Origin of the sequence: Caulobacter sp. DWP3-1-3b2 (genome assembly GCF_049896325.1) — a bacterium.
Classification (GTDB): domain Bacteria; phylum Pseudomonadota; class Alphaproteobacteria; order Caulobacterales; family Caulobacteraceae; genus Caulobacter.
The window spans coordinates 1-19,243 of record NZ_JAFCUB010000028.1; the positions used below are offsets into that span (position 1 = coordinate 1).

General features: G+C 66.9%; 17 protein-coding genes and 1 pseudogene. 13 read left to right on the forward strand and 5 right to left on the reverse strand.

The annotated features are described in order from the left end of the window. Positions 1–228: 228 nt before the first annotated feature. Positions 229–690 (reverse strand): Lrp/AsnC ligand binding domain-containing protein, encoded by a 462-nt coding sequence (locus ACP7AG_RS15890; RefSeq protein ID WP_426013124.1) that lies wholly within the window; start codon positions 688–690, stop codon positions 229–231. A gap of 429 nt (positions 691–1,119) precedes the next feature. Here ACP7AG_RS15890 and putA point away from each other — a divergent pair, with 429 nt between their 5' ends. The 8 genes and pseudogenes from putA (at position 1,120) to ACP7AG_RS15930 (ending at position 10,103) form a co-directional block, all read left to right on the forward strand. Beyond that, positions 1,120–4,212 (forward strand): bifunctional proline dehydrogenase/L-glutamate gamma-semialdehyde dehydrogenase PutA, encoded by a 3,093-nt coding sequence (gene putA, locus ACP7AG_RS15895; protein WP_426031984.1) that lies wholly within the window; start codon positions 1,120–1,122, stop codon positions 4,210–4,212. Positions 4,213–4,248: 36 nt separating this feature from the next. Further along, on the forward strand, positions 4,249–4,560 hold the full coding sequence (locus ACP7AG_RS15900) for an antitoxin (RefSeq protein WP_426031986.1): 312 nt from the start codon (positions 4,249–4,251) through the stop codon (positions 4,558–4,560). A gap of 294 nt (positions 4,561–4,854) precedes the next feature. Beyond that, positions 4,855–4,953: pseudogene (locus ACP7AG_RS15905) on the forward strand (hypothetical protein); the annotation flags it as partial. 36 nt (positions 4,954–4,989) lie between these two features. Next, a complete protein-coding gene (locus ACP7AG_RS15910) occupies positions 4,990–5,244 on the forward strand; it encodes an antitoxin (protein WP_426031988.1) in 255 nt (84 codons plus the stop codon). A gap of 19 nt (positions 5,245–5,263) precedes the next feature. Next, positions 5,264–5,539 (forward strand): type II toxin-antitoxin system RelE/ParE family toxin, encoded by a 276-nt coding sequence (locus ACP7AG_RS15915; RefSeq protein WP_426013272.1) that lies wholly within the window; start codon positions 5,264–5,266, stop codon positions 5,537–5,539. A gap of 238 nt (positions 5,540–5,777) precedes the next feature. Then, a complete protein-coding gene (locus ACP7AG_RS15920; RefSeq protein WP_426031990.1) occupies positions 5,778–7,100 on the forward strand; it encodes a glycoside hydrolase 5 family protein in 1,323 nt (440 codons plus the stop codon). Positions 7,101–7,321: 221 nt separating this feature from the next. Continuing rightward, positions 7,322–8,917, forward strand: coding sequence for a carboxylesterase/lipase family protein (locus ACP7AG_RS15925; RefSeq protein ID WP_426031992.1), 1,596 nt, complete (start codon positions 7,322–7,324; stop codon positions 8,915–8,917). 70 nt (positions 8,918–8,987) lie between these two features. Continuing rightward, positions 8,988–10,103 (forward strand): serine hydrolase domain-containing protein, encoded by a 1,116-nt coding sequence (locus ACP7AG_RS15930; protein ID WP_426031994.1) that lies wholly within the window; start codon positions 8,988–8,990, stop codon positions 10,101–10,103. Between the two features lie 2 nt (positions 10,104–10,105). Here ACP7AG_RS15930 and carA read toward each other — a convergent pair whose 3' ends face one another. Then, a complete protein-coding gene (gene carA / locus ACP7AG_RS15935; protein WP_426031996.1) occupies positions 10,106–11,272 on the reverse strand; it encodes a glutamine-hydrolyzing carbamoyl-phosphate synthase small subunit in 1,167 nt (388 codons plus the stop codon). A 267-nt stretch (positions 11,273–11,539) separates the two neighbouring features. Between carA and ACP7AG_RS15940 the strand changes: the two genes are divergently transcribed. The 3 genes from ACP7AG_RS15940 (at position 11,540) to ACP7AG_RS15950 (ending at position 13,124) form a co-directional block, all read left to right on the forward strand. After that, on the forward strand, positions 11,540–11,827 hold the full coding sequence (locus ACP7AG_RS15940) for a DUF1272 domain-containing protein (protein WP_426031998.1): 288 nt from the start codon (positions 11,540–11,542) through the stop codon (positions 11,825–11,827). Positions 11,828–12,000: 173 nt separating this feature from the next. Then, a complete protein-coding gene (locus tag ACP7AG_RS15945) occupies positions 12,001–12,696 on the forward strand; it encodes an HAD family hydrolase (protein WP_426032000.1) in 696 nt (231 codons plus the stop codon). A gap of 131 nt (positions 12,697–12,827) precedes the next feature. Continuing rightward, positions 12,828–13,124 carry a hypothetical protein gene (locus ACP7AG_RS15950; RefSeq protein WP_426013141.1) on the forward strand — a complete coding sequence of 99 codons (297 nt, stop codon included), beginning with the start codon at positions 12,828–12,830 and terminating at the stop codon, positions 13,122–13,124. A gap of 84 nt (positions 13,125–13,208) precedes the next feature. On the opposite strand, the gene ACP7AG_RS15955 is transcribed toward ACP7AG_RS15950, so the two are convergent. The 3 genes from ACP7AG_RS15955 to ctrA all read right to left on the reverse strand — a co-directional run bounded on the left by ACP7AG_RS15955 (position 13,209) and on the right by ctrA (position 16,797). Continuing rightward, positions 13,209–14,330, reverse strand: coding sequence for an acyltransferase family protein (locus ACP7AG_RS15955; protein ID WP_426032003.1), 1,122 nt, complete (start codon positions 14,328–14,330; stop codon positions 13,209–13,211). A gap of 132 nt (positions 14,331–14,462) precedes the next feature. Continuing rightward, positions 14,463–15,872, reverse strand: coding sequence for a peptidoglycan DD-metalloendopeptidase family protein (locus ACP7AG_RS15960; protein WP_426032031.1), 1,410 nt, complete (start codon positions 15,870–15,872; stop codon positions 14,463–14,465). 229 nt (positions 15,873–16,101) lie between these two features. Continuing rightward, complete coding sequence (gene ctrA, locus ACP7AG_RS15965; protein ID WP_426032005.1) at positions 16,102–16,797, reverse strand: response regulator transcription factor CtrA; 696 nt, start codon at positions 16,795–16,797, stop codon at positions 16,102–16,104. Positions 16,798–17,480: 683 nt separating this feature from the next. Between ctrA and fliI the strand changes: the two genes are divergently transcribed. Further along, on the forward strand, positions 17,481–18,818 hold the full coding sequence (gene fliI / locus ACP7AG_RS15970; RefSeq protein WP_426013150.1) for a flagellar protein export ATPase FliI: 1,338 nt from the start codon (positions 17,481–17,483) through the stop codon (positions 18,816–18,818). Further along, complete coding sequence (locus ACP7AG_RS15975) at positions 18,818–19,237, forward strand: flagellar export protein FliJ (protein ID WP_426013152.1); 420 nt, start codon at positions 18,818–18,820, stop codon at positions 19,235–19,237. Before fliI ends, ACP7AG_RS15975 begins: the two co-directional genes overlap by 1 nt. The last annotated feature ends 6 nt before the right edge of the window (positions 19,238–19,243 follow it).

Sequence of the window (19,243 nt, forward strand, 5' to 3'; positions counted from 1 at the left end):
GCTTCACGACGCCGGGCAAGCTCACACCGCTCCTCAAGCGTGAGGTGATCATAGGCTTGTCCCATCGCAACACCTCGGTCAGAGAGTGTTGCACTTCGTTTGTGAACTCAGGGGACCCAGATCCCTTAGCGGTGAGGATGACGGGAAGAGCTCGGCGCCTATGGCGTCAGCCTCAGCTATTCCATCTCGGTCCCGGCATTCGTTGGGATGAGCGGGTTTTTGCCAGGATTACAACGGCAGCTGCACCGTGCTCTTCACCTCTTCCAGCACGGCATAGGTCCGCGTCTCGCGCACCCCCGGCATCTTGACCAAAATGTCGCCCAGAAACCCGCGATAGGCCTCCATGTCGCGCACCCGGGCCTTGATCAGATAGTCGAAGCCCCCGGCCACCATGTGGCACTCCAGGATCTCGGGCGCACGGCGCACGGCGGCGGCGAAGTCCTCGAACATCTCGCCGGTCGTGCGGTCCAGCACCACCTCGACGAAGATCAGCAGGGCGCGGTCGACCTTGGCCGGGTCGAGCAGCGCCACATAGCCGAGGATGAAACCGCGCTCGCGCAGCCGCCGCACACGGTCGAAGGTGGCGGCCGGTGACAGGTTGCAGCGTTTGGCCAGCTCGGCGTTGGTGATACGGCCATCGACCTGCAGCACCCGTAAAAGTCGGCGATCGGTATCATCTAGAGCAGACATGGACTTTTCCCGTTTTAACCGAAGATAATTCGGAAATTGATCCGAACAAACAAAGCACCTTCGATCATGTCGGCGCTATACCCTCAATTGTCCTAGCAAGCTTGGCCGCGCCACTCCCCCCCTCGGCGTTTCCAGGCGGCAGGATCGCCCCGCGCAAGCGGCGGCCGTCGCGGCGCGCCTCTCCCCCGTTGAGCGCCGCGCGAGAGCGGAAGGGGCACGCGACCTCCCCCCGTAACGTGTCCCTTCCCACCGCTCTCCTTCCCGCCCAATGTGCCGTCGACATGCTCCCGAGCGACCTCGCGGCGCGCCTGGAGCGAATGACTGGTCTCGCCGATTTTACCGAAGATTACACGGACCAGCCACCGAACAAACGAAGCACCTTTGGCCGATGTCGCGATAGACCGATGATATTCCATTAACGAGGCGACCATGACCGACTGGGACACGCTGGACGACGGCAAGTACCGCGACGAGGCCGCGGTGATCGCCGACTTGCTAGCCGCCCAGCCCCTGAGCCTGGAGGATCGCGCCGCCGTCCGCGCCGAGGCCGAGGCCCTGGTGCGCGGCGCCCGCCGCAGCGTCCGCAAGCAGGGCGTGGTCGAAAGCTTCCTGCAGGAGTTTTCGCTCGGCACCCGCGAGGGGCTGGCCCTGATGTGCCTGGCCGAGGCCCTGCTGCGCACCCCCGACGACGACACCCGCGACAAGCTGATCGCCGAGAAGATCGGCTCGGCCGACTGGGCTTCCCACTTGGGCGGCAGCGACAGCCTGTTCGTCAACGCCTCGGCCTGGGGCTTGATGCTGACCGGCAAGCTGGTCGAGCCCGACGACCAGGCCCAGCGGGATTTGCCGGCGTTTATCAAAAAGATCGCCGGCCGCCTGGGCGAGCCGGTGATCCGCGCCGCCGTCGGCCAGGCCATCCGCATCATGGGCGAGCAGTTCGTGCTGGGCCGCACCATCGAGGCGGCCATCAAGCGCGCCGCCCACGACAACGACATCTGCAGCTTTGACATGCTGGGCGAAGGCGCCCGCACCGCCGCCGACGCCGCCCGCTATGAGAAGTCCTATGCCGACGCGATTCAAACCGTCGGCAAGCTGTCCAACCGCGCCGGCCCGGAAGCCGGCCACGGCGTGTCGATCAAGCTGTCGGCCTTAACCCCGCGCTATGAGGCCACGCAAGAGGCCCGTGTCTGGGACGAGCTCTACCCGCGCATACTGCGCCTGGCGCTGATCGCCGCAGAGCATGATTTAAGCTTCACGATCGACGCCGAAGAGGCGGACAGACTGGCGTTGTCGCTGAAGCTGCTGGACCGCCTGTGCCGCGAGCCGGAACTGGGCGACTGGACCGGCCTGGGCCTGGCTGTCCAGGCCTATCAGAAGCGCTGCCCCGAGGTGATCGCCCGCCTCACCGCCCTCTCCAAGGAAACCGGTCGCCGCCTGATGGTCCGCCTGGTCAAGGGGGCCTACTGGGACAGCGAGATCAAGCGCGCCCAGGTCGCCGGCCGGCCGGACTATCCGGTCTACACCACCAAGCCCGCCACCGACCTGTCGTACCTGGTCTGCGCCAAGGCCCTGGTCGCTGCCGCGCCCCACCTCTATGCCCAGTTCGCCACCCACAACGCCCACACGCTGGCGGCCGTGGTGCGCATGGCCAAGAACGCCGGCGTCAAGATCGAGCACCAACGCCTGCACGGCATGGGCGAGGCGCTTTATGCGGCCGCCGATGACCTCTATGACGGCGTCACCCTGCGGGCCTACGCCCCGGTGGGCGGCCACGAGGACCTGTTGCCCTACCTGGTCCGCCGCCTGCTGGAGAACGGCGCCAACACATCGTTCGTCCACGCCCTGCTCGACGAGCGGGTGCCGGTTGAGCAGGTGGTGGTCGATCCGATCACCGCCGTGGAAGCCCACCCCGACCGCCACGCCAAGATCCCGACGCCGACCGATATCTACGGTCCGTGGCGCCGCAACAGCGCTGGCGTCGACCTGTCGGTGAAGGCGGCGCGCGACCGCCTGGCCGCCCACCTCGTCGAACTGGACAAGCTGACCCTGTCGTCCGGCCCGCTGATCGGCGGCAAATTCACGGCCGGCGCGCCGCCGATGCCGGTGCAGAGCCCGGCCGACCCTGCCCGCGTGGTCGGGGTGGTCTCCGAGGCCCAACTGCCGCAGATCGACCAGGCTTTCAAGCTGGCTCGCGCCGCCCAGCCCGCCTGGGATCAGGCCGGCGGCCCCGCCCGCGCCGTGGTCCTGCGGTCGATGGGCGACGCCCTGGAAGCCAATATCGAGCGCCTGATCGCCATCCTGTCGCGCGAAGCCGGCAAGACCCCGCCCGACGCCGTGGCCGAGGTGCGCGAAGCGGTCGATTTCTGCCGCTACTATGCCAAGCTGGCCGAGGAGCAGTTCGGCCTAGCTGGCGAGACCCTGACTGGACCGGCCGGCGAGACCAACACACTGCGCTTGGCGGGCCGGGGCGTCTTCGTCTGCATCAGCCCGTGGAACTTCCCGCTGGCGATCTTCACCGGCCAGATCGCCGCCGCCTTGGCGGCCGGCAACGCCGTGCTGGCCAAGCCTGCCGAGCAGACGCCGCTGGTCGCCTATGAGGCGGTAAAGCTCTATCACGCCGCCGGCCTGGACCACCGCCTGCTGGCCCTGCTGCCAGGTCGCGGCGAGACGGTCGGCGCGGCCCTGACCGCCCATGACGGCCTGGACGGCGTGGCCTTCACCGGCGGCACCGACACCGCCTGGCGGATCAACCAGACGCTGGCCCAACGCCAAGGCCCGATCGTGCCGTTCATCGCCGAGACCGGCGGCCTGAACGGCATGTTCGTCGATACCACCGCCCAGCGCGAACAGGTGATCGACGACGTCATCCTGTCGGCCTTCGGCAGCGCCGGCCAGCGCTGCTCGGCCCTGCGGCTGCTGTTCCTGCCGGAAGACACCGCCGACGGCTTGATCGAGGGCCTGAAGGGGGCCATGGACGCCCTGGTGATCGGCGACCCGGCCCTGGCTGCCACCGACGTCGGCCCGGTGATCGACGCCGAGGCCAAGGCGGCGCTAGACAAGCATCTCGTCCGCCTGAGACACGAGGCCAAGGTCCTGCACCAGCTTACGGCCCCGGAAGCCGGGACCTTCTTCGCCCCGGTCCTGGCCGAGATCCCCGCCGCCGACTTCCTGGAGCGCGAGGTGTTCGGCCCGGTGCTGCACGTGGTGCTCTATCGGCCCGAGGACCTGGAGCAGGTGGCCGGCGCCCTGGCGGCCCGCCGCTACGGCCTGACCCTGGGCGTTCACTCGCGGATCGAGCGCTTCGCGGCCGACGTGCAGCGCCTGGTCCCGGCCGGCAACTGCTACGTCAACCGCTCGATGACCGGCGCCGTGGTCGGCGTCCAGCCGTTCGGCGGCGAGGGCCTGTCGGGCACCGGCCCCAAGGCCGGCGGGCCCCATGCGCTGCTGCGCTACGCCGTGGAGCGGGCGCTGAGCGTCAACATCACGGCCCAGGGCGGGGATCCGGCGCTGCTGAATCTGTGAGTTGACGATCTCGGCCAGGGGCGGGATTCTGCGTCCATGGCCGATGGATTTGATCTTCACCTGGACGACGAACGGGCCGCCAAACTCAAGGCTCTGGCGGACCGGCTCGACATGTCACCGGAGAACTATGCGGACCTGTTGATCGATCGGGACCTCGCGAACAGTAATTCGGGGTGGGTCGATCCAGACCCCGCCATCGATGAAGCCATAGCGGACGAGGTTGAGCGCACGGGCGAGGCCATTTCCTGGCCAGCATTTCAGGTGCGGCTCCGGACGTTCGGCGGCCGAGAGGGGCGATCTATTCCATCACCGTCTCTCCTCGGGCAGGCAAGGACGCCGAACGCCTGAACGGGAGACTGATGGAATACGACACCGCCATAGCCGCCCGTTTCGGCGATCTAATGGGCCAGATGCTTATCAGCCTGACCAGACATCCTTTGAGAGGCCGCCCCGTCGGCCCCACGACCCACGACCCGCGACTTGCGACCCGCGACCCGCGACCCGCGAAGTGAATATTCCTTTCGGACAAGGTGGCGACATCATCCGCTACCGGGTCACTTCCGACCGGGTGATCATCACCCGGATCTGGCACGGGCTAGAAGAACGCCGGTGAGGCTGGACCGCCGCCACTCGGACCTGTCGGCCGGCGGGCCGCATGCCCCGCTGCGCTATGCGGTGAAGCGGGCGCTGAGCGTCAACATCACGGCCCAGAGCGGGCATCCGGTATCGTTGAATCTGTGACTTGACGCCGCCGGCCCAGGGCGGGATTCTTCGCTCATGGCTGACGGCTTTGATCTTCATGTTAACGCTGAAAAGACCGCCAAGCTGAAGGCTTTGGCGGATCGGCTGGACATGTCTCCGGAAGATTATGCCGCCTTGCTGATCGATCGAGAGATCGATCAGGCCGGGCAAGCGCCGATCGATCCTGATCCGGCTATTGACCGGGCTATCATTGAACGCATGAAACGGACCGGCGAGGGAACGGCTTGGCCCGAACTGCGCGATCGGCTTCGCGCGCGCCACCGCCTGTAACGCTCTGCCCCGCCCGGTCATCCTTTCACGCGAAGCGCACGCCGATGTGGCACGCGTCCACGACTGGCTGTTCGAGAAGCATCCTCTCGCGGCCGATCGCTTGCTCGACGTGCTGGCCCAGGCCTTCGAAAGTCTCGGCGAGATTTCGGATCGGGGACGCCCCATCGATGCCGACGGTCTTCGCGAGTTGATCGTGCCCTTCGGCTCATCAAGCTACGTCGTGCGTTACGAACCCGCTGGTGACAGGGTGCGCGTTTCTAGGGTCTGGCATGGGCTGGAAAAACGAACGCCTTGAGTTAGCAAGCCGTCGCTTCTCTGGCCGGCCTCTCGCAGGGCTCGGCGGTCAAGGGCGTAAGGATCAATCCGGCATCGCACTTCTTCGACAACAGCTGTCGCGCCGATCGAACGGGCCGACCACGCTGTACAAAGGCTAAAGGGAGCAGCCTGGGCCATTCTTTCAGAAATCAAGTTCTGGAGTCCCCTCCCCCGCGCCACCGCCCTCCGCTAGTGTAGGCAAAACGGGGGAGCCAACCATGCTGTCGAGACGCCACCTGATGATGGCCGGAGCCGCCCTGATGGCCGTTGGCGACGCGCAGGCCGCCACGCCCGCAAAGGGCTTCGTCACCGTCCGCGACGGCCACCTGACCCTCGACGGCAAGCCCTATCGCTTCGTCGGCGCCAATCTCTGGTACGGGGCCTGGCTGGGCTCCCCAGGCAAGACCGGCGACCGCGCCCGCCTGGGGCGCGAGCTGGACCGGCTGAAGGCCTTGGGCGTCACCAATCTGCGGGTGCTGGGCGCGGGCGAGCGGTCGCCGGCCAAGGTGGCGATCGACCCGACCTTCCGTGGGCCCGGCGAGGACTATGACCAGGATCTACTGACCGGCCTCGACGTGCTGTTGGCGCAAATGGCCCAGCGCGGCATGAAGGCGGTGATCTATCTCAACAACTTCTGGGACTGGTCAGGCGGCATGCCGGCCTATCTGCGCTGGACCGGCAATGGCGACTGGTTTCAGCAGGGCGATCCGGCCCACCCGTGGCCAGAGTTCGCCGACTATTCGGCGCGGTTCTATGGCGACGCCAAGGCCCAGGTCCTGTTCCAGAACTATGTCCGCGCCTTGGTGACCCGCACCAACGGCGTCACCGGCAAGGCCTATCGCGATGACCCGACCATCATGGCCTGGCAGCTGGCCAACGAGCCGCGGCCGGGCGGCAGCGAGGCGTTCGGGGTCGCCAACCTGCCGACCTATTATCGCTGGATCGCCGAGACCTCGGCCTTCATCAAGGCGCTGGACCGCCGCCACCTGGTGAGCACCGGCAGCGAGGGCGACATGGGCTGCCTGCAGCGCGAGGCCTGCGTGGTCGAGGCCCACAAGCCCGTTAGCATCGACTACCTGACCCTGCACGTCTGGCCCAACAACTGGAACTGGATCGACTTCAAAGATCAACCCGCGACCTACGCCGCCGGCGAGGCGAAGTGCCGCGACTACATCGCTCGCCACGTCGCGCTGGCCAAGGGGCTGGGCAAGCCCCTCGTGATCGAGGAGTTCGGCCTGATCCGCGACGATCGCGCCTTCACGCCCGGCGCTCTGGCCACGTTCAAGGACCGGTTCTACGGCATGGTCTTCGACACCGCCCTGGCCGACATGAAGGCCGGCGGCCCGATCGCCGGGACCAACTTCTGGGCCTGGAACGGCGAGGCCCGCGCGGCCCATCCGGACGCCTGGTTCAAGATGGGCGACCAGGCCTATGTCGGCGATCCGCCGCAGGAGGAGCAGGGGTTGTTCGGGGTGTTCGACGCGGATGTCTCGACGTTGGAGATCATCCGCGAGCACGCAGAGGCGGTGGACGCACTCTAAGTCCTCCCCCTGTGGGGGAGGTGTCGGCGAAGCCGACGGTGGGGGGAGTGTCGGTGAGGTGGGTCTACTCCCGCCACCGGCGCCTTCGCGCCGCCTCCCCCACGGGGGGGAGGACCTGCTCGGCTGGCGCTCCGCCCTCCCCAAAAAGTGGATGTCACCGGTGTCATGATCCGTGATAGCCCTTCTTCCGAGCGCGAGCCCGACCGCGCCGGAGCAAGCTTATGGACCACCTGAATGTCGATCGCCGCGGCCTGATCGCCGGCGCGGGCGCGGCCCTGGCCTTGGCCTCGACGCCGGCCTTCGCCGCCGCCAAGGCCGGTCCCGTCGTCGCCACCACGGCGGGCAAGGTGCGTGGAGCCAGCGCCAAGGGCGTCCAGGTGTTCAAGGGCCTGCGCTACGGCGCCGACACCGGCGGCGCGGCGCGGTTCACGCCGCCCGTCAAGGCCAAGCCTTGGACCGGCGTCGCCGACGCCCTGGCCTTCGGCGCGGCGTCACCGCAAAGCGGCAAGGGCGAGGAAGGCGAGACGCTCAGCGAGGACTGCCTGTTCCTCAACGTCTGGACCCCAGCCTCAGAGGGCAAGAAGCGCCCGGTGATGGTCTACATCCACGGCGGCGCCTACAACACCGGCTCGGGGGCCAGCCCCTGGTATGACGGCACGAAACTGGCCAAGCGCGGTGACGTGGTGGTGGTGACGGTCAATCACCGGCTCAACGCCTTTGGCTACCTCTATCTGGCCCGCCTCTTCGACGACCCTTCCGCGGCTGACAGCGGCAATGCCGGCCAGCTGGACCTCGTGCTGGCGCTGCAATGGGTGCGCGACAATATCGCCGCGTTTGGCGGGGATCCCGGTAATGTCATGCTGTTTGGCCAGTCCGGCGGCGGCGCCAAGATCGCCACCCTGATGGCCATGCCGTCGGCCAAGGGCCTGTTCCACCGCGCCGCGACCATGAGCGGCCAGCAGGTCACGGTCGGCGGCCCGTTCAACGCCACCAAGCGCGCCAAGGGCTTCGTGGACAAGCTGGGGGTCAAGGACCTGGCCGCCCTGCGCGCCCTACCCGCCGACCAGTTCCTGGCCGGCCTGAAGGCCGTCGATCCAATCGCTGGCAGCGGCGGAGTCTATATGGGTCCGGTGCTGGACGAGCGGAGCCTGACCCGCCACCCCTTCTTCCCCGACGCCGCGCCCCAGAGCCTGGACGTGCCGATGATGGTCGGCAACACCCATGACGAGACGCGCGGCTTCGTCGGTTATGACAAGAGCCTGCTGGACCTGACCTGGGACCAGGTCATCGCCAAGTTGCCCAGCCAGTTCAACGCGCGCGTCGATATCGACCCCGCCACGGTGGTGGCGGCCTATCGCAAGATCTATCCGGCCTATGCCCCGTCCGACGTCTATTTCGCCGCCGCCACGGCCGGCCGCTCGTGGAAGGCGGCGATCATCCAGGACGAGGAACGCGCCAAGGCCGGCGCCCCCGCCTTCGCCTATCAGCTCGACTGGCGCGCCCCCAAGGACGGCGGCGTCTGGGGCGCCCCCCATACGCTGGACATGCAGCTGGTGTTCGGAAATCTCGACGCGCCCGGCGTGATCACCGGCTCGGCGCCCGACGCTGTGGCCCTGCATGAGCGCCTGGCCGACGCCTTCATCGCCTTCGCGCGGACGGGTGATCCCAACTGCCCGGCGATCCCGAAGTGGGAGCCCTACACCCTGCCGAGGCGGCAGACGCTGGTGTTCGACAACACCACCCGGATGCAGGACGACCCGCGCGGGGCGGAGCGCGAGCTGTTCAACAAGGCCCCGTTCGTACAGTTCGGGACCTGAGGCCGAGGGGTCAGAGGCTTGCGTGTCCGAAGGCGCCTGCTAGCCTTGCCGCCTACAGAGGGGCGGCGTCATGAAATTTGGTCTGGCGGTCATGGGGATTATAGCCGCGCTTTCGGCGGCGGGTCCGAGCCTCGCGGGCTCACCGGCCCTCGATAAGGTTGTGGAGAAGGCCAGGACGCAGGGGTTGGCGGGCGAGGTGTTAGTCACCGATCGCCATCACGTCACCTATGCGCGCGCCCTGTCCGCACCCGGCCGGCCGCATCGGCGCGGCGATCTCTGGCGTTGGGCGTCGGTGACCAAGCAACTGACCGCAACCCTCGTCCTGCAAGAGGTCGCGAGGGGGTCCCTGTCGCTGGACGACACGCTGCCCACCCGGCTTCCGGCCTTTCGAGGCGCCACGGCGGGCGGGGTCACGATCCGCATGTTGCTGCAGCACACCTCCGGCCTGCCCAATCCTGACGACACCGCCATGGCGACACCGGCGGACCTGCCGGACTTCTATCGCCGGCGCACCCCTGGGGCCGGCGGGCCGGCGGACGCGCTGGGCTATTGCGCCGGCTCGGTGAAGGGACAGCCAGGCGCTGCATTTTCCTACAACAACTGCGACTTCATCGTGTTGGGCGCGGTGCTGCAACGGGTGACCGGCCAATCGTTTCCCGCCCTTCTGCGCGCCCGCATCACAAGGCCACTCGGCCTGAAAACCCTGCGGGTGGCGCAGGTCGGCCTGCCGCTGAAATCCACGCCCGGGCGCAATGCGGACGGCTCGCCCGAGCCCGCCTTCGAGCTGGCGACCTTCGGACCGGCTGGCGCCGGGGTCGGCGCCTCCGACGACCTCGCGCGGTTCGATCAGGCCTTGCTGAGCGGGCGGCTGCTACCGCCACCGCAGACCGAGGCGGCGTGGAAGGGCGAGCCCAAGCTTGGCTATGTAGCGTTGGGCGTCTGGAGTTTCCCGGCGCCCTTGAGGGGGTGCCGGGGGGCGGTCGATTTGGTCGAGCGGCGCGGCGAGATCGGCGGCGTCGAGGTGCGGAACCTGCTCGCGCCGAAATTAGGGCTGGCCTTGATCGTGTTCGCGGATCAGGCGGGTCTGGACTTCGGCGAGATCTGGCAGGGACGCGGGCTGACCTATGAGTTGGCGAGCGCCGCGTTCTGCCCAGACGAGACGGGCGAAACCGCCTTACCGCGATAGGCCTACTTCGCCTGATCCATCAGACCCGCGAACCGCTCGAACAGGTACAGACTGTCCGTCGGCCCCGGCGAGGCCTCCGGGTGGTGCTGCACGCTGAAAACCGGTTTCCCCGTCACGGCGATGCCGGCATTGGTGCCGTCGAACAGCGAGACGTGGGTCTCGGTCACCGCCTCGGGCAGGCTCGCGCTGTCCACCGTGAAGCCGTGGTTCATCGAGACGATCTCGACCTTGCCGGTCGTCAGGTCCTTCACCGGGTGGTTGGCGCCGTGGTGGCCCTGTTCCATCTTCACGGTCTTGGCGCCGACAGCCAGGGCCAGCATCTGGTGGCCCAGACAGATGCCGAACACCGGCTTGCCGCTGGCCACCAGCTTCTGGATCTCGGGCACCGCATATTCGCCGGTCGCGGCCGGATCGCCCGGGCCGTTTGAGAGCAGCACGCCATCGGGATTGCGCGCCAGGATGTCCTCGGCCGAGGTGTCGGCCGGCACGACCGTGGCGCGGGCGCCGACATGGGCCAGGGCGCGCAGGATGTTGCGCTTGACGCCGTAGTCGAGGACCACGACCTCATATTTGGGCTTGTCCAGCTTGGCGTAGCCTTCCGGCCACGACCACAGGCCCTCGTCCCAGGTGAAGGTCTGGGTGGTGGAGGCGTCCTTGGCCAGGTCGAGGCCTTCCAGTCCGGCCCAGGCCTTGGCCTTGGCGACCAGGGCGTCGAGGTCGAATTCGCCGGTCGGGCTGTGGGCGATGACGCCGTGCGGCATGCCGGTCTCGCGGATCTTGCGGGTCAGGGCGCGGGTATCGACGCCCGACAGGCCGATCATGTTGCGGCGCTTCATCCAGCTGTCGAAGTCGCTGTCGGCGCGCCAGTTGGCCGGGTGGGTCGGGGCGTCGCGGAAGATCGCGCCGCGGGCCGCCGTCTCGGCCCCGCCGGCCATCTGTTCGAGGTCCTCGACATTGGTCCCGACATTGCCGATGTGCGGAAAGGTGAAGGCGACGATTTGGGCCATGTAGGAGGGGTCGGTGAGGATTTCCTGGTAGCCGGTCATGGCGGTGTTGAAACACACCTCGCCGACCGCGTCGCCCGTCGCGCCGCAGCCGAGGCCTTGCAGGATCGTGCCGTCGGCCAGGGCCAAAATTCCGGTGACGCCGGGGAGAAGGTCTTGGGACATCTCGGAAAGCGCCTCCAGAACGCTGGCCCCGAAGGGCCGATCATTGTCGCAAAAAGGCGGGTCGGAGATAACCCCCACCCGCCGCGCAAACGGCGGCGTGTCTAGGGGGGTATGACGGGGGGGTCAACCCTTTCGATCACGGCGCGGCGAGCGCGCTCCCACATTCCCGTGATCGGCGAACTTGCTCTCTCGCGTTCGCGCGCCATCGGCCCTTATGGTGCGCGGGTCAACGCGCATCAAGATACGCGATCAAGGGAGGAGGCGACCATGCTCGAACTTCGTCCCAATTGCGAGTGCTGCGATCGCGACCTGCCGCCCAGCAGCGACCAGGCCCTGATCTGCACCTTCGAATGCACCTTCTGCATCGACTGCGTGGAGAGCCGCTTTTCCGGCGTCTGTCCCAATTGCGGCGGCGGATTGTCGGCGCGGCCGATCCGGCCCACGTCGGCCCTGCACCGTTTCCCGGCCTCGCTGAAGCGCGTCTACAAGGCCCATCCCGCCTGCGCCAGGCTGCGACCACCGTCGCCCCAGGCGTCTGCGCCCTGCTGGGCCTAGAGCATCGCGCGGAAAAGTGGCCACCGGTTTTCCGCAAAAGCGATGCGAAAACAAAAGTCTAGAGCAAGCCGTGCGATCCCTATATTGCGCGGCTTGCTCTGGGAGGAACGCCGCCGACCCTTCCCTCCTCTCCGGACCCATCGTATCACCCGCCTCCGATCCGGAGCGCTTCCATGCCCATCACCACTGTCGGCGTCGACGCCGACGACACCCTCTGGCACAACGAGACCCTCTTCCGCCTGACCCATAAGCGGTTCGTCGAGCTGCTGGCGCCCTATGGCGATGAGGCCCAGATCGACGCCAGGCTGGCCGAGACCGAGCAGCGCAACCTGCGGCTCTACGGCTACGGGGCCAAGGGCTTCACCCTGTCGATGATCGAGACGGCCATGGACCTGACCGACAGCCAGGTCAGCATCGGGGTGATCCGCCAGATCCTGGCGGCCGGCCGCGAGATGCTCAGCGAACCCGTCGAGCCGCTGCCCGGCGTCGAGAAGGCCCTGGCGACTTTGTCCGAACGCTACCGGCTGGTGCTGATCACCAAGGGCGACCTGCTGCATCAGGAGCAGAAGCTGGCGGCTTCCGGTCTGGGCGACCTGTTCGCCGCCGTCGAGATCGTCTCGGAGAAGGACGCCGGCACCTATCGCCGGGTTTTCGCCCGCCACGGGACCGGACCCGAGCAGGCGGTGATGGCCGGCAATTCGGTGAAGTCCGACATCCTCCCGGCCCTCGAGGCCGGCGCCTGGGCGGCGCTGATCCCCTACCCGCTGGTCTGGGCGCACGAGGCGGCGACGGCGCCGAAGGACCATGCACGGTACGGCGAGTTGGGGTCGATTGCGGAGCTGCCGGGCTGGGTGGACAGTCTTTCTTGAACCCTCTCTCTTTGAGAGAGGGAGGGGCCCATGGCGAAGCCATGGGAGGGTGAGAGGTTACACCGCTGACCGGCGTGCCGGCAGGGCATGACGGATAGCGCCCGGTCTGCTTTCGACCCGTTGCGGATTCCGTGAAGCTGCCGCAAACATCGCGTATGCCTGAGCTACTCCACGAGTATTGGGAAAGCGGACACGGCGGCGAATTCGGACCGGTCCGTGAGCGCAGCGATCAGCTGCGCCCTGGCCTGACACCTCACGCCCGCAGGGTTTTTGAACTCCGCGCGTCGTCATGGTACGAGGCGATGCAGCTCTACAATGAACAGCTTGACTATGGCGATTACGTGCCTGTCGAGGGGCTCGACGATCACTTCTACACAGATGAAGAGGCGGCCCAACAAGAAGCCTATCTAGCTGTCCGCCACGTCTGAAACCTACCCATAACTGACCGTCCGAGCGCCCATTGCGGGCGCGGCGCGAAATCGTCCAAGGTGTAACCTCTCACCCTCCCACCGCTACGCGGCGGGTCCCTCCCTCTCTCTATGAGAGAGGGTTCGTTTTTGGCCCAGCCGTGAAATCCAGTCGCGCGCCGGCCGTTCGAAGAGCACCAGCGACAGATAGGCCAGCGGGATCAGCGCCACGATGCTGGCCAGCACGAGCCAACGCATGGCGTCGCCGTTGTCGCCCAGATGCCAGGTGCTGAGCCCCAGCCAGTTCAGCACCATCTTCAGGAAGATCGGATGCAGCAGATAGAGGGTAAAGCTCAATTGCGCCCACGGCGCCAGGCGGCGACTGACCCCGCCCTGCGTCCGTGCGGCATCGGCGGCGACGCCGGCCAGGCCCAGGGCGTAGACGAGCAGCAGCAGCCAGGTGCGCTCGACGCGGATCATCGACAGCCCCAGGAACAGCGCCAGCAGGCCCCACATCCACAAGCGCGCCAAGGGCAGCCGCCCCAGTATCGGCCTCAGTTGGAACCCCAGCATGCCGATCAGGAACCCCGGCACAGCGCGCAGCACCCCAAAGTTCCAGGTCCACTGGTGAAAGGGCATCGGCCCGTCGGGATTGAGCAGCAGCACCGTCAGGCTGACGCCCGCCGCCAAGGCCGTCACCACCCATCCGCGCGCCGTGATCCAGAACAGCAGCGGCAGGGCGATATACATCCCCATCTCGGCGCTGATCGCCCAGCTGACGAAGTTCCAGGTCTGGGCGTGGCAAACGTGCCAGGCGTGGATGAAGATGATGTTGGGGACGATGCAGGCCAGGTCGTAGCGCTTGGGATCGCGATCGGCGACCAAACCCGCTTGCCCTGCGGCCCAGACGGCGACGAACACCGCAAGCGTCGCCCAGTGCAGCGGCCCCAGCCGCGCCACCCGCTTCTTCAGGAAGGTCCCGTACTTGCCCCAGGTCGTCAGCCGCCCGGCATAGACCGCCGCCATCACATAGCCGGAGATCACGAAGAACAGGTCGACGATCAGGCTGAAGCCCTTGACCATGTCGTCCACGGCCTGCCAGCGCCCATCCAGATTGATGAAGCGGTTGAAATGGAACACCACGATCATCAGCGCCCCGACGATGCGCAGGGCGTCGAGGTGCAGCATGTCCTCGGAGTCGGGTTTCAGAGGTGGGAAAGATTTCATGCGCCCTCTGGATGGGACGCGGCGGGACGATGGTCAAGCTCGCGTGATGGCGGGGACACGCCCTTGCGGCGTGTCCCCTCCCGCAACCGCTGAAGCTAAATGAGGACACGTCGCAAGGGCGTGTCCTCAGCATTACCGCAATGTCGGGCCCTTGGTCTTGTCCAGGCTGGCCAGGGCCAGTTTTGGGGTCGCCTTGTCGTCCGCGTCGCCGCCATCGGCCAGCAGCCGGTCGATATGCGCCCGCTGGGCCTTGAAGCGGCTCAGTTCGCCGCCCGCCAGGATCGTGCCCTGTGGGACCTTGGCGCCGATCGGGTTAACGCGCTGGCCGTTGAGCCAGACCTCGTAATGCAGATGGGGACCGGTCGCCAGGCCGGTCTGGCCGACATAGGCGACGACTTGCCCCTGGCGCACATGGACGCCCGGACGGATGCCGGGGGCGTAGCGCGAGATGTGGCCGTAGCCGGTGTCCCACTGGCCCGAATGGCGGATACGCAGCCAGTTGCCGTAGCCGCTCCAGCGGCGAGCCTCCAGCACCACGCCGTCGCCGGCCGCAAGGATGGGCGTGCCGGTGCCGGCGCCGAAGTCTACGCCCTGGTGGGCGCGGGTATAGCCCAGCACCGGGTGCTTGCGCGGCCCAAAGGTGGAGGTGATGCGGGCCCCGTCAACCGGCGTGCGCAGCAGGAAGCCCTTAATGTTCTTGCCCAGCTCATCGAAGAACTGAGGCTTGCCATCCCCCCCTGCTCCATTGCGACCATCGCGGTCGAAGGCGTAGAACTTCTGGCCTTTGACCTCGGCATATTCCAGGTCGCCGGCCTCGACCGTGCGACCGCTCTCGGTGACCTTGCGGTCGAACACCAGGCAGAACCTGTCGCCCTCGCGGATGTCGCGCGAGAAGTCGATCTTGTGCGAGAACAGCTGAGCCGCCTGGCGGATCACCGCCGGCGTGCCGCCGACATTGGCGACGCTCTCATAGAACGAGCCCTCCATCCGGCCGCAGGCGACCTTGGTCTCGTCGCTGACCTTTTCCTCAAGCTCCCGCAGCTTCATCGCGCCGTCGAAGGTGCGCGAGACGGTCAGGGTGGAGGACGGGCCGGTGCGCATCGACAGGCCGATCAGGCGGGCGGCGCCGGCCCCCCTTCTACCATTGGGCCCATTGCGGCGCTCGGCGATGGCGGCCTCGAAGGCCATGCCGGCCTTGATGTTAACGGTGTCGATCGCGCCCTGTAGAGCGGCCACCACCTGGTGGGCGTCATTGGGGGCGATCCCTGTGCGCAGCACGGCGCTTTCCAGGGTCTCGCCGGGACGCACCTTGACGGGGATCGATTGCGGACGGTCGAAGCCAGGCTGGGCCTCGGCGCTGGCGAAGGCGTTGTGCTGCAGGATAGCCATGGCGGCGGCGTCGAGCGGGGCGCGGACCACGGCGATCGGGGCGTCGGGCGCCGTAAGCTTCCAGCCCAGGCCCAGGGCGGCCAGACCGGCGATGGCGGTGAAGACGCGCGGAGCCCAACGCAAGGTCGGCCGCCTCGGATCGAATTCCTGCATCATGCCCCCGTTCGGTAGCGATGCCGCGTGCGTTCAAGAATGACACGGCTGGGATGCCCCCCAGCAAGCCTCGCGCCGGAAAGTGACGGATGAGACCGCCCCTGGACAAGGACTATCAAGTGCTTTGGGCGCTTTGTCACGGATAGGGTTAATCCGTTGATCTGGCAGAGAAAAACGCCCGCCTCCGGAGAGACGGGCGCCTTGATCTCTCGACATCGCGCGGGACGGTTTAGGCCGCGGCGACTTGCTCGTTCGGGTCGCGCAGGACGTAGCCCCGGCCCCAGACGGTTTCGATGTGGTGCTTGCCTTGGGCCGAGGCCGCCAGCTTCTTGCGCAGCTTGCAGATGAAGACGTCGATGATCTTCAGTTCCGGCTCGTCCATGCCGCCGTACAGGTGGTTGAGGAACATTTCCTTGGTCAGGGTCGTGCCCTTGCGCAGGGAGAGCAGCTCCAGCATCTGGTATTCCTTGCCGGTCAGGTGGACGCGGTTGCCCGTCACCTCGACCGTCTTGGCGTCCAGATTGACCACGATGTCGCCGGTCTTGATCACCGACTGGGCGTGGCCCTTGGAGCGACGGACCACCGCATGGATGCGGGCGATCATCTCGTCCTTGTGGAACGGCTTGGTCATGTAGTCGTCGGCGCCGCCCGAGAAGGTCTTGACCTTCGTGTCGATTTCCGACGAGCCCGACAGGATCATGATCGGCGTGTTGACCTTGCCCACCCGCAGGGTGCGCAGCACGTCGAGGCCGCTCATGTCCGGCAGGTTCAGGTCCAACAGGATCAGGTCGTAGTCATAGATCTTGCCCAGATCCACGCCCTCTTCGCCAAGATCCGTCGTGTAGACGTTGAAGCCTTCAGACTTCAGCATCAGCTCGATGGTCTGCGCGGTGGCGCTGTCATCCTCGATCAACAGTACGCGCATGCAGCCCTCCCCGCCCTTGGGCGGCATTATTCGACAGCGTGGCGGAATACCGCCGGTGAAACCCGTCCTGCACTGTGCGGGACAGTTAATTTAAGACTGGTTAATGGTGAATAATCTCGCTGAGGAAATGGTTAATCTGATTTGCGAATCGGGCGCAAGCGCCCAGCGAGTCGTTTGTCGCATTGGTCGCGACGGCCTGTGGATCGTTCGTCAAGACGATTCCTTTTGGGTCAAAAGCCGTGAAATCCAGCCCCGCAAAGCTCTTCGACATCGCCTCAGGTGCGTTTCCTGACCATCGCGCCGTTCATCTGTGGGGCGAGATTGCGGCGTTCTGTCGCGAAGATTTTCGAACGGTGATCGCCAGAACTTTTCGGCGAGGCGCAAAGCCTCTACCCAGGATCATGAAGGCCAGGACCAGAACCGACAGCATTAGGCGCCGCAAGCCCGGACCCAAGCTGAGCGTCAGGATGGCCCCTCACCTGACCGAGCCACAGTGGGTTTGCTTGCCGGCTCGGCTTGGGGCCCGGCCTTCGCCGGAGTGAAGCGAATTAGTGAGGCAGGTCATAACGCCGCAGCTCCAACCCCACGCTTTAGGTCGCAAGACCCAATTAACCATGTCAGCCCTACTTCACGGCCCATTAACGCGCGGGGTCGAAGCTTGACCCGGAGCTCGGGAGTCCTGCTTGCGTAGCCTGATCGCCGCCGTCGAACGTATCGATCCGCTGACCATTTCCGGTCGCGTCGCCGCCGTGAACGGCCTCTTGATCGAGGCGCGCGGCGGGCTGACGCGGCTGGCGATCGGCGCGCGGGTCGAGATCGACCGGCTGAACCTGCCGGTGCTGCCGGCTGAGGTGGTCGGCTTCCGCGAAACCCGCGCCCTGCTGATGCCGTTCGGCCCCGTCGAGGGCGTGGCCCCCGGCGCCGAGATCCGCATCATGCCCGAGGGCGCCGCCGTGCGTCCGACCAAGGCCTGGCTGGGCCGCATTATCAACGCCTTTGGCGAGCCCATAGACGGGCTCGGCCCCTTGCCACAGGGCGAGGTGCCCTATCCCCTGAAGGCCCCGCCTCCGCCCGCCCACGCGCGCGGCCGGGTCGGCGAGCGCATCGATCTGGGCGTGCGGTCGATGAACGTCTTCACCACCACCTGCCGCGGCCAGCGCCTGGGCATCTTCGCCGGCTCGGGGGTCGGCAAGTCGGTGCTGCTATCTATGCTGGCCAAGGAGGCGACCTGTGACGCCGTCGTCGTGGGCCTGATCGGCGAACGGGGCCGCGAGGTCCGCGAGTTCATCGAGGAGACCCTCGGCGAGGAAGGCCTCAAGCGCGCCATCGTCGTGGTCGCCACCTCGGACGAGCCTGCCCTGACCCGCCGCCAGGCCGCCTACATGACCATGGCGATCTGCGAATATCTGCGCGACCAGGACCAGGAAGTGCTTTGCCTGATGGACTCGGTGACCCGCTTCGCCATGGCCCAGCGCGAGATTGGCCTGGCCGCCGGCGAGCCGCCGACCACCAAGGGCTACACCCCCACCGTCTTTACCGAACTGCCCAAGCTGCTCGAGCGGGCCGGCCCCGGCCCGATCCGCCCCGACGGCACGACCGCCGCCCCGATCACCGCGATGTTCACGGTGCTGGTCGATGGCGACGACCACAACGAGCCGATCGCCGACGCCACCCGAGGCATCCTCGACGGCCACATCGTCATGGAACGGGCCATCGCCGAACGCGGGCGTTTTCCCGCCATTAACGTGCTCAAGTCCATAAGTCGGACCATGCCCGGTTGCCAGACCCTGGAAGAGCGCGAGGTCGTCAAGACGGCCCGCCAAACCATGTCGGCCTACGCCAACATGGAAGAGCTGATCCGCATCGGCGCCTATCGGGCCGGGGCCGACCCGGTCATCGACCGCGCCATCCGCCTGAACCCCGCCGTGGAAGCCTTCCTGGGCCAGGACAAGGACGAGGCCACCAGCCTCGACGACAGCTTCGGCTATCTCGCCCATATCCTGCAAAGTGACGCCGCCTGATGACCAAGTGGGCCGACTCCCTGATCCGCATCTCGAACCACGAGGTGGAGACGCTTCAGAAGCGGTTGTCCGAGATCGTCGATCGTCGCCAGACCGCCGAGATGCGGGTCGCGTCGCTCGACGCCGAGGCCGAGGCCGAGGCCCTGGGCGCCCAGGGCGACATCCAGGCCGGGTGGTACATGATCGGCTTTCGCCAGGGGTTCAAGATCCGCCGCGACCAGGCCCTGCTGGAGATCGACCAGACCCTGATCGAGGAAACCGGCGCGCGCGACGCCCTGGCCATGGCCTTCGAGAACCTCAAAAAATACGAACACGTCGCCGAGGCCGCCAAGCTCGCCAAGGCCAAGCTGGTCGGCAAGCTGGAGAGCGCCGCCCTCGACGAGTTGGGCCTGCGCAGGATCGCCGCCGGTGGGCGGTAGCGCTGA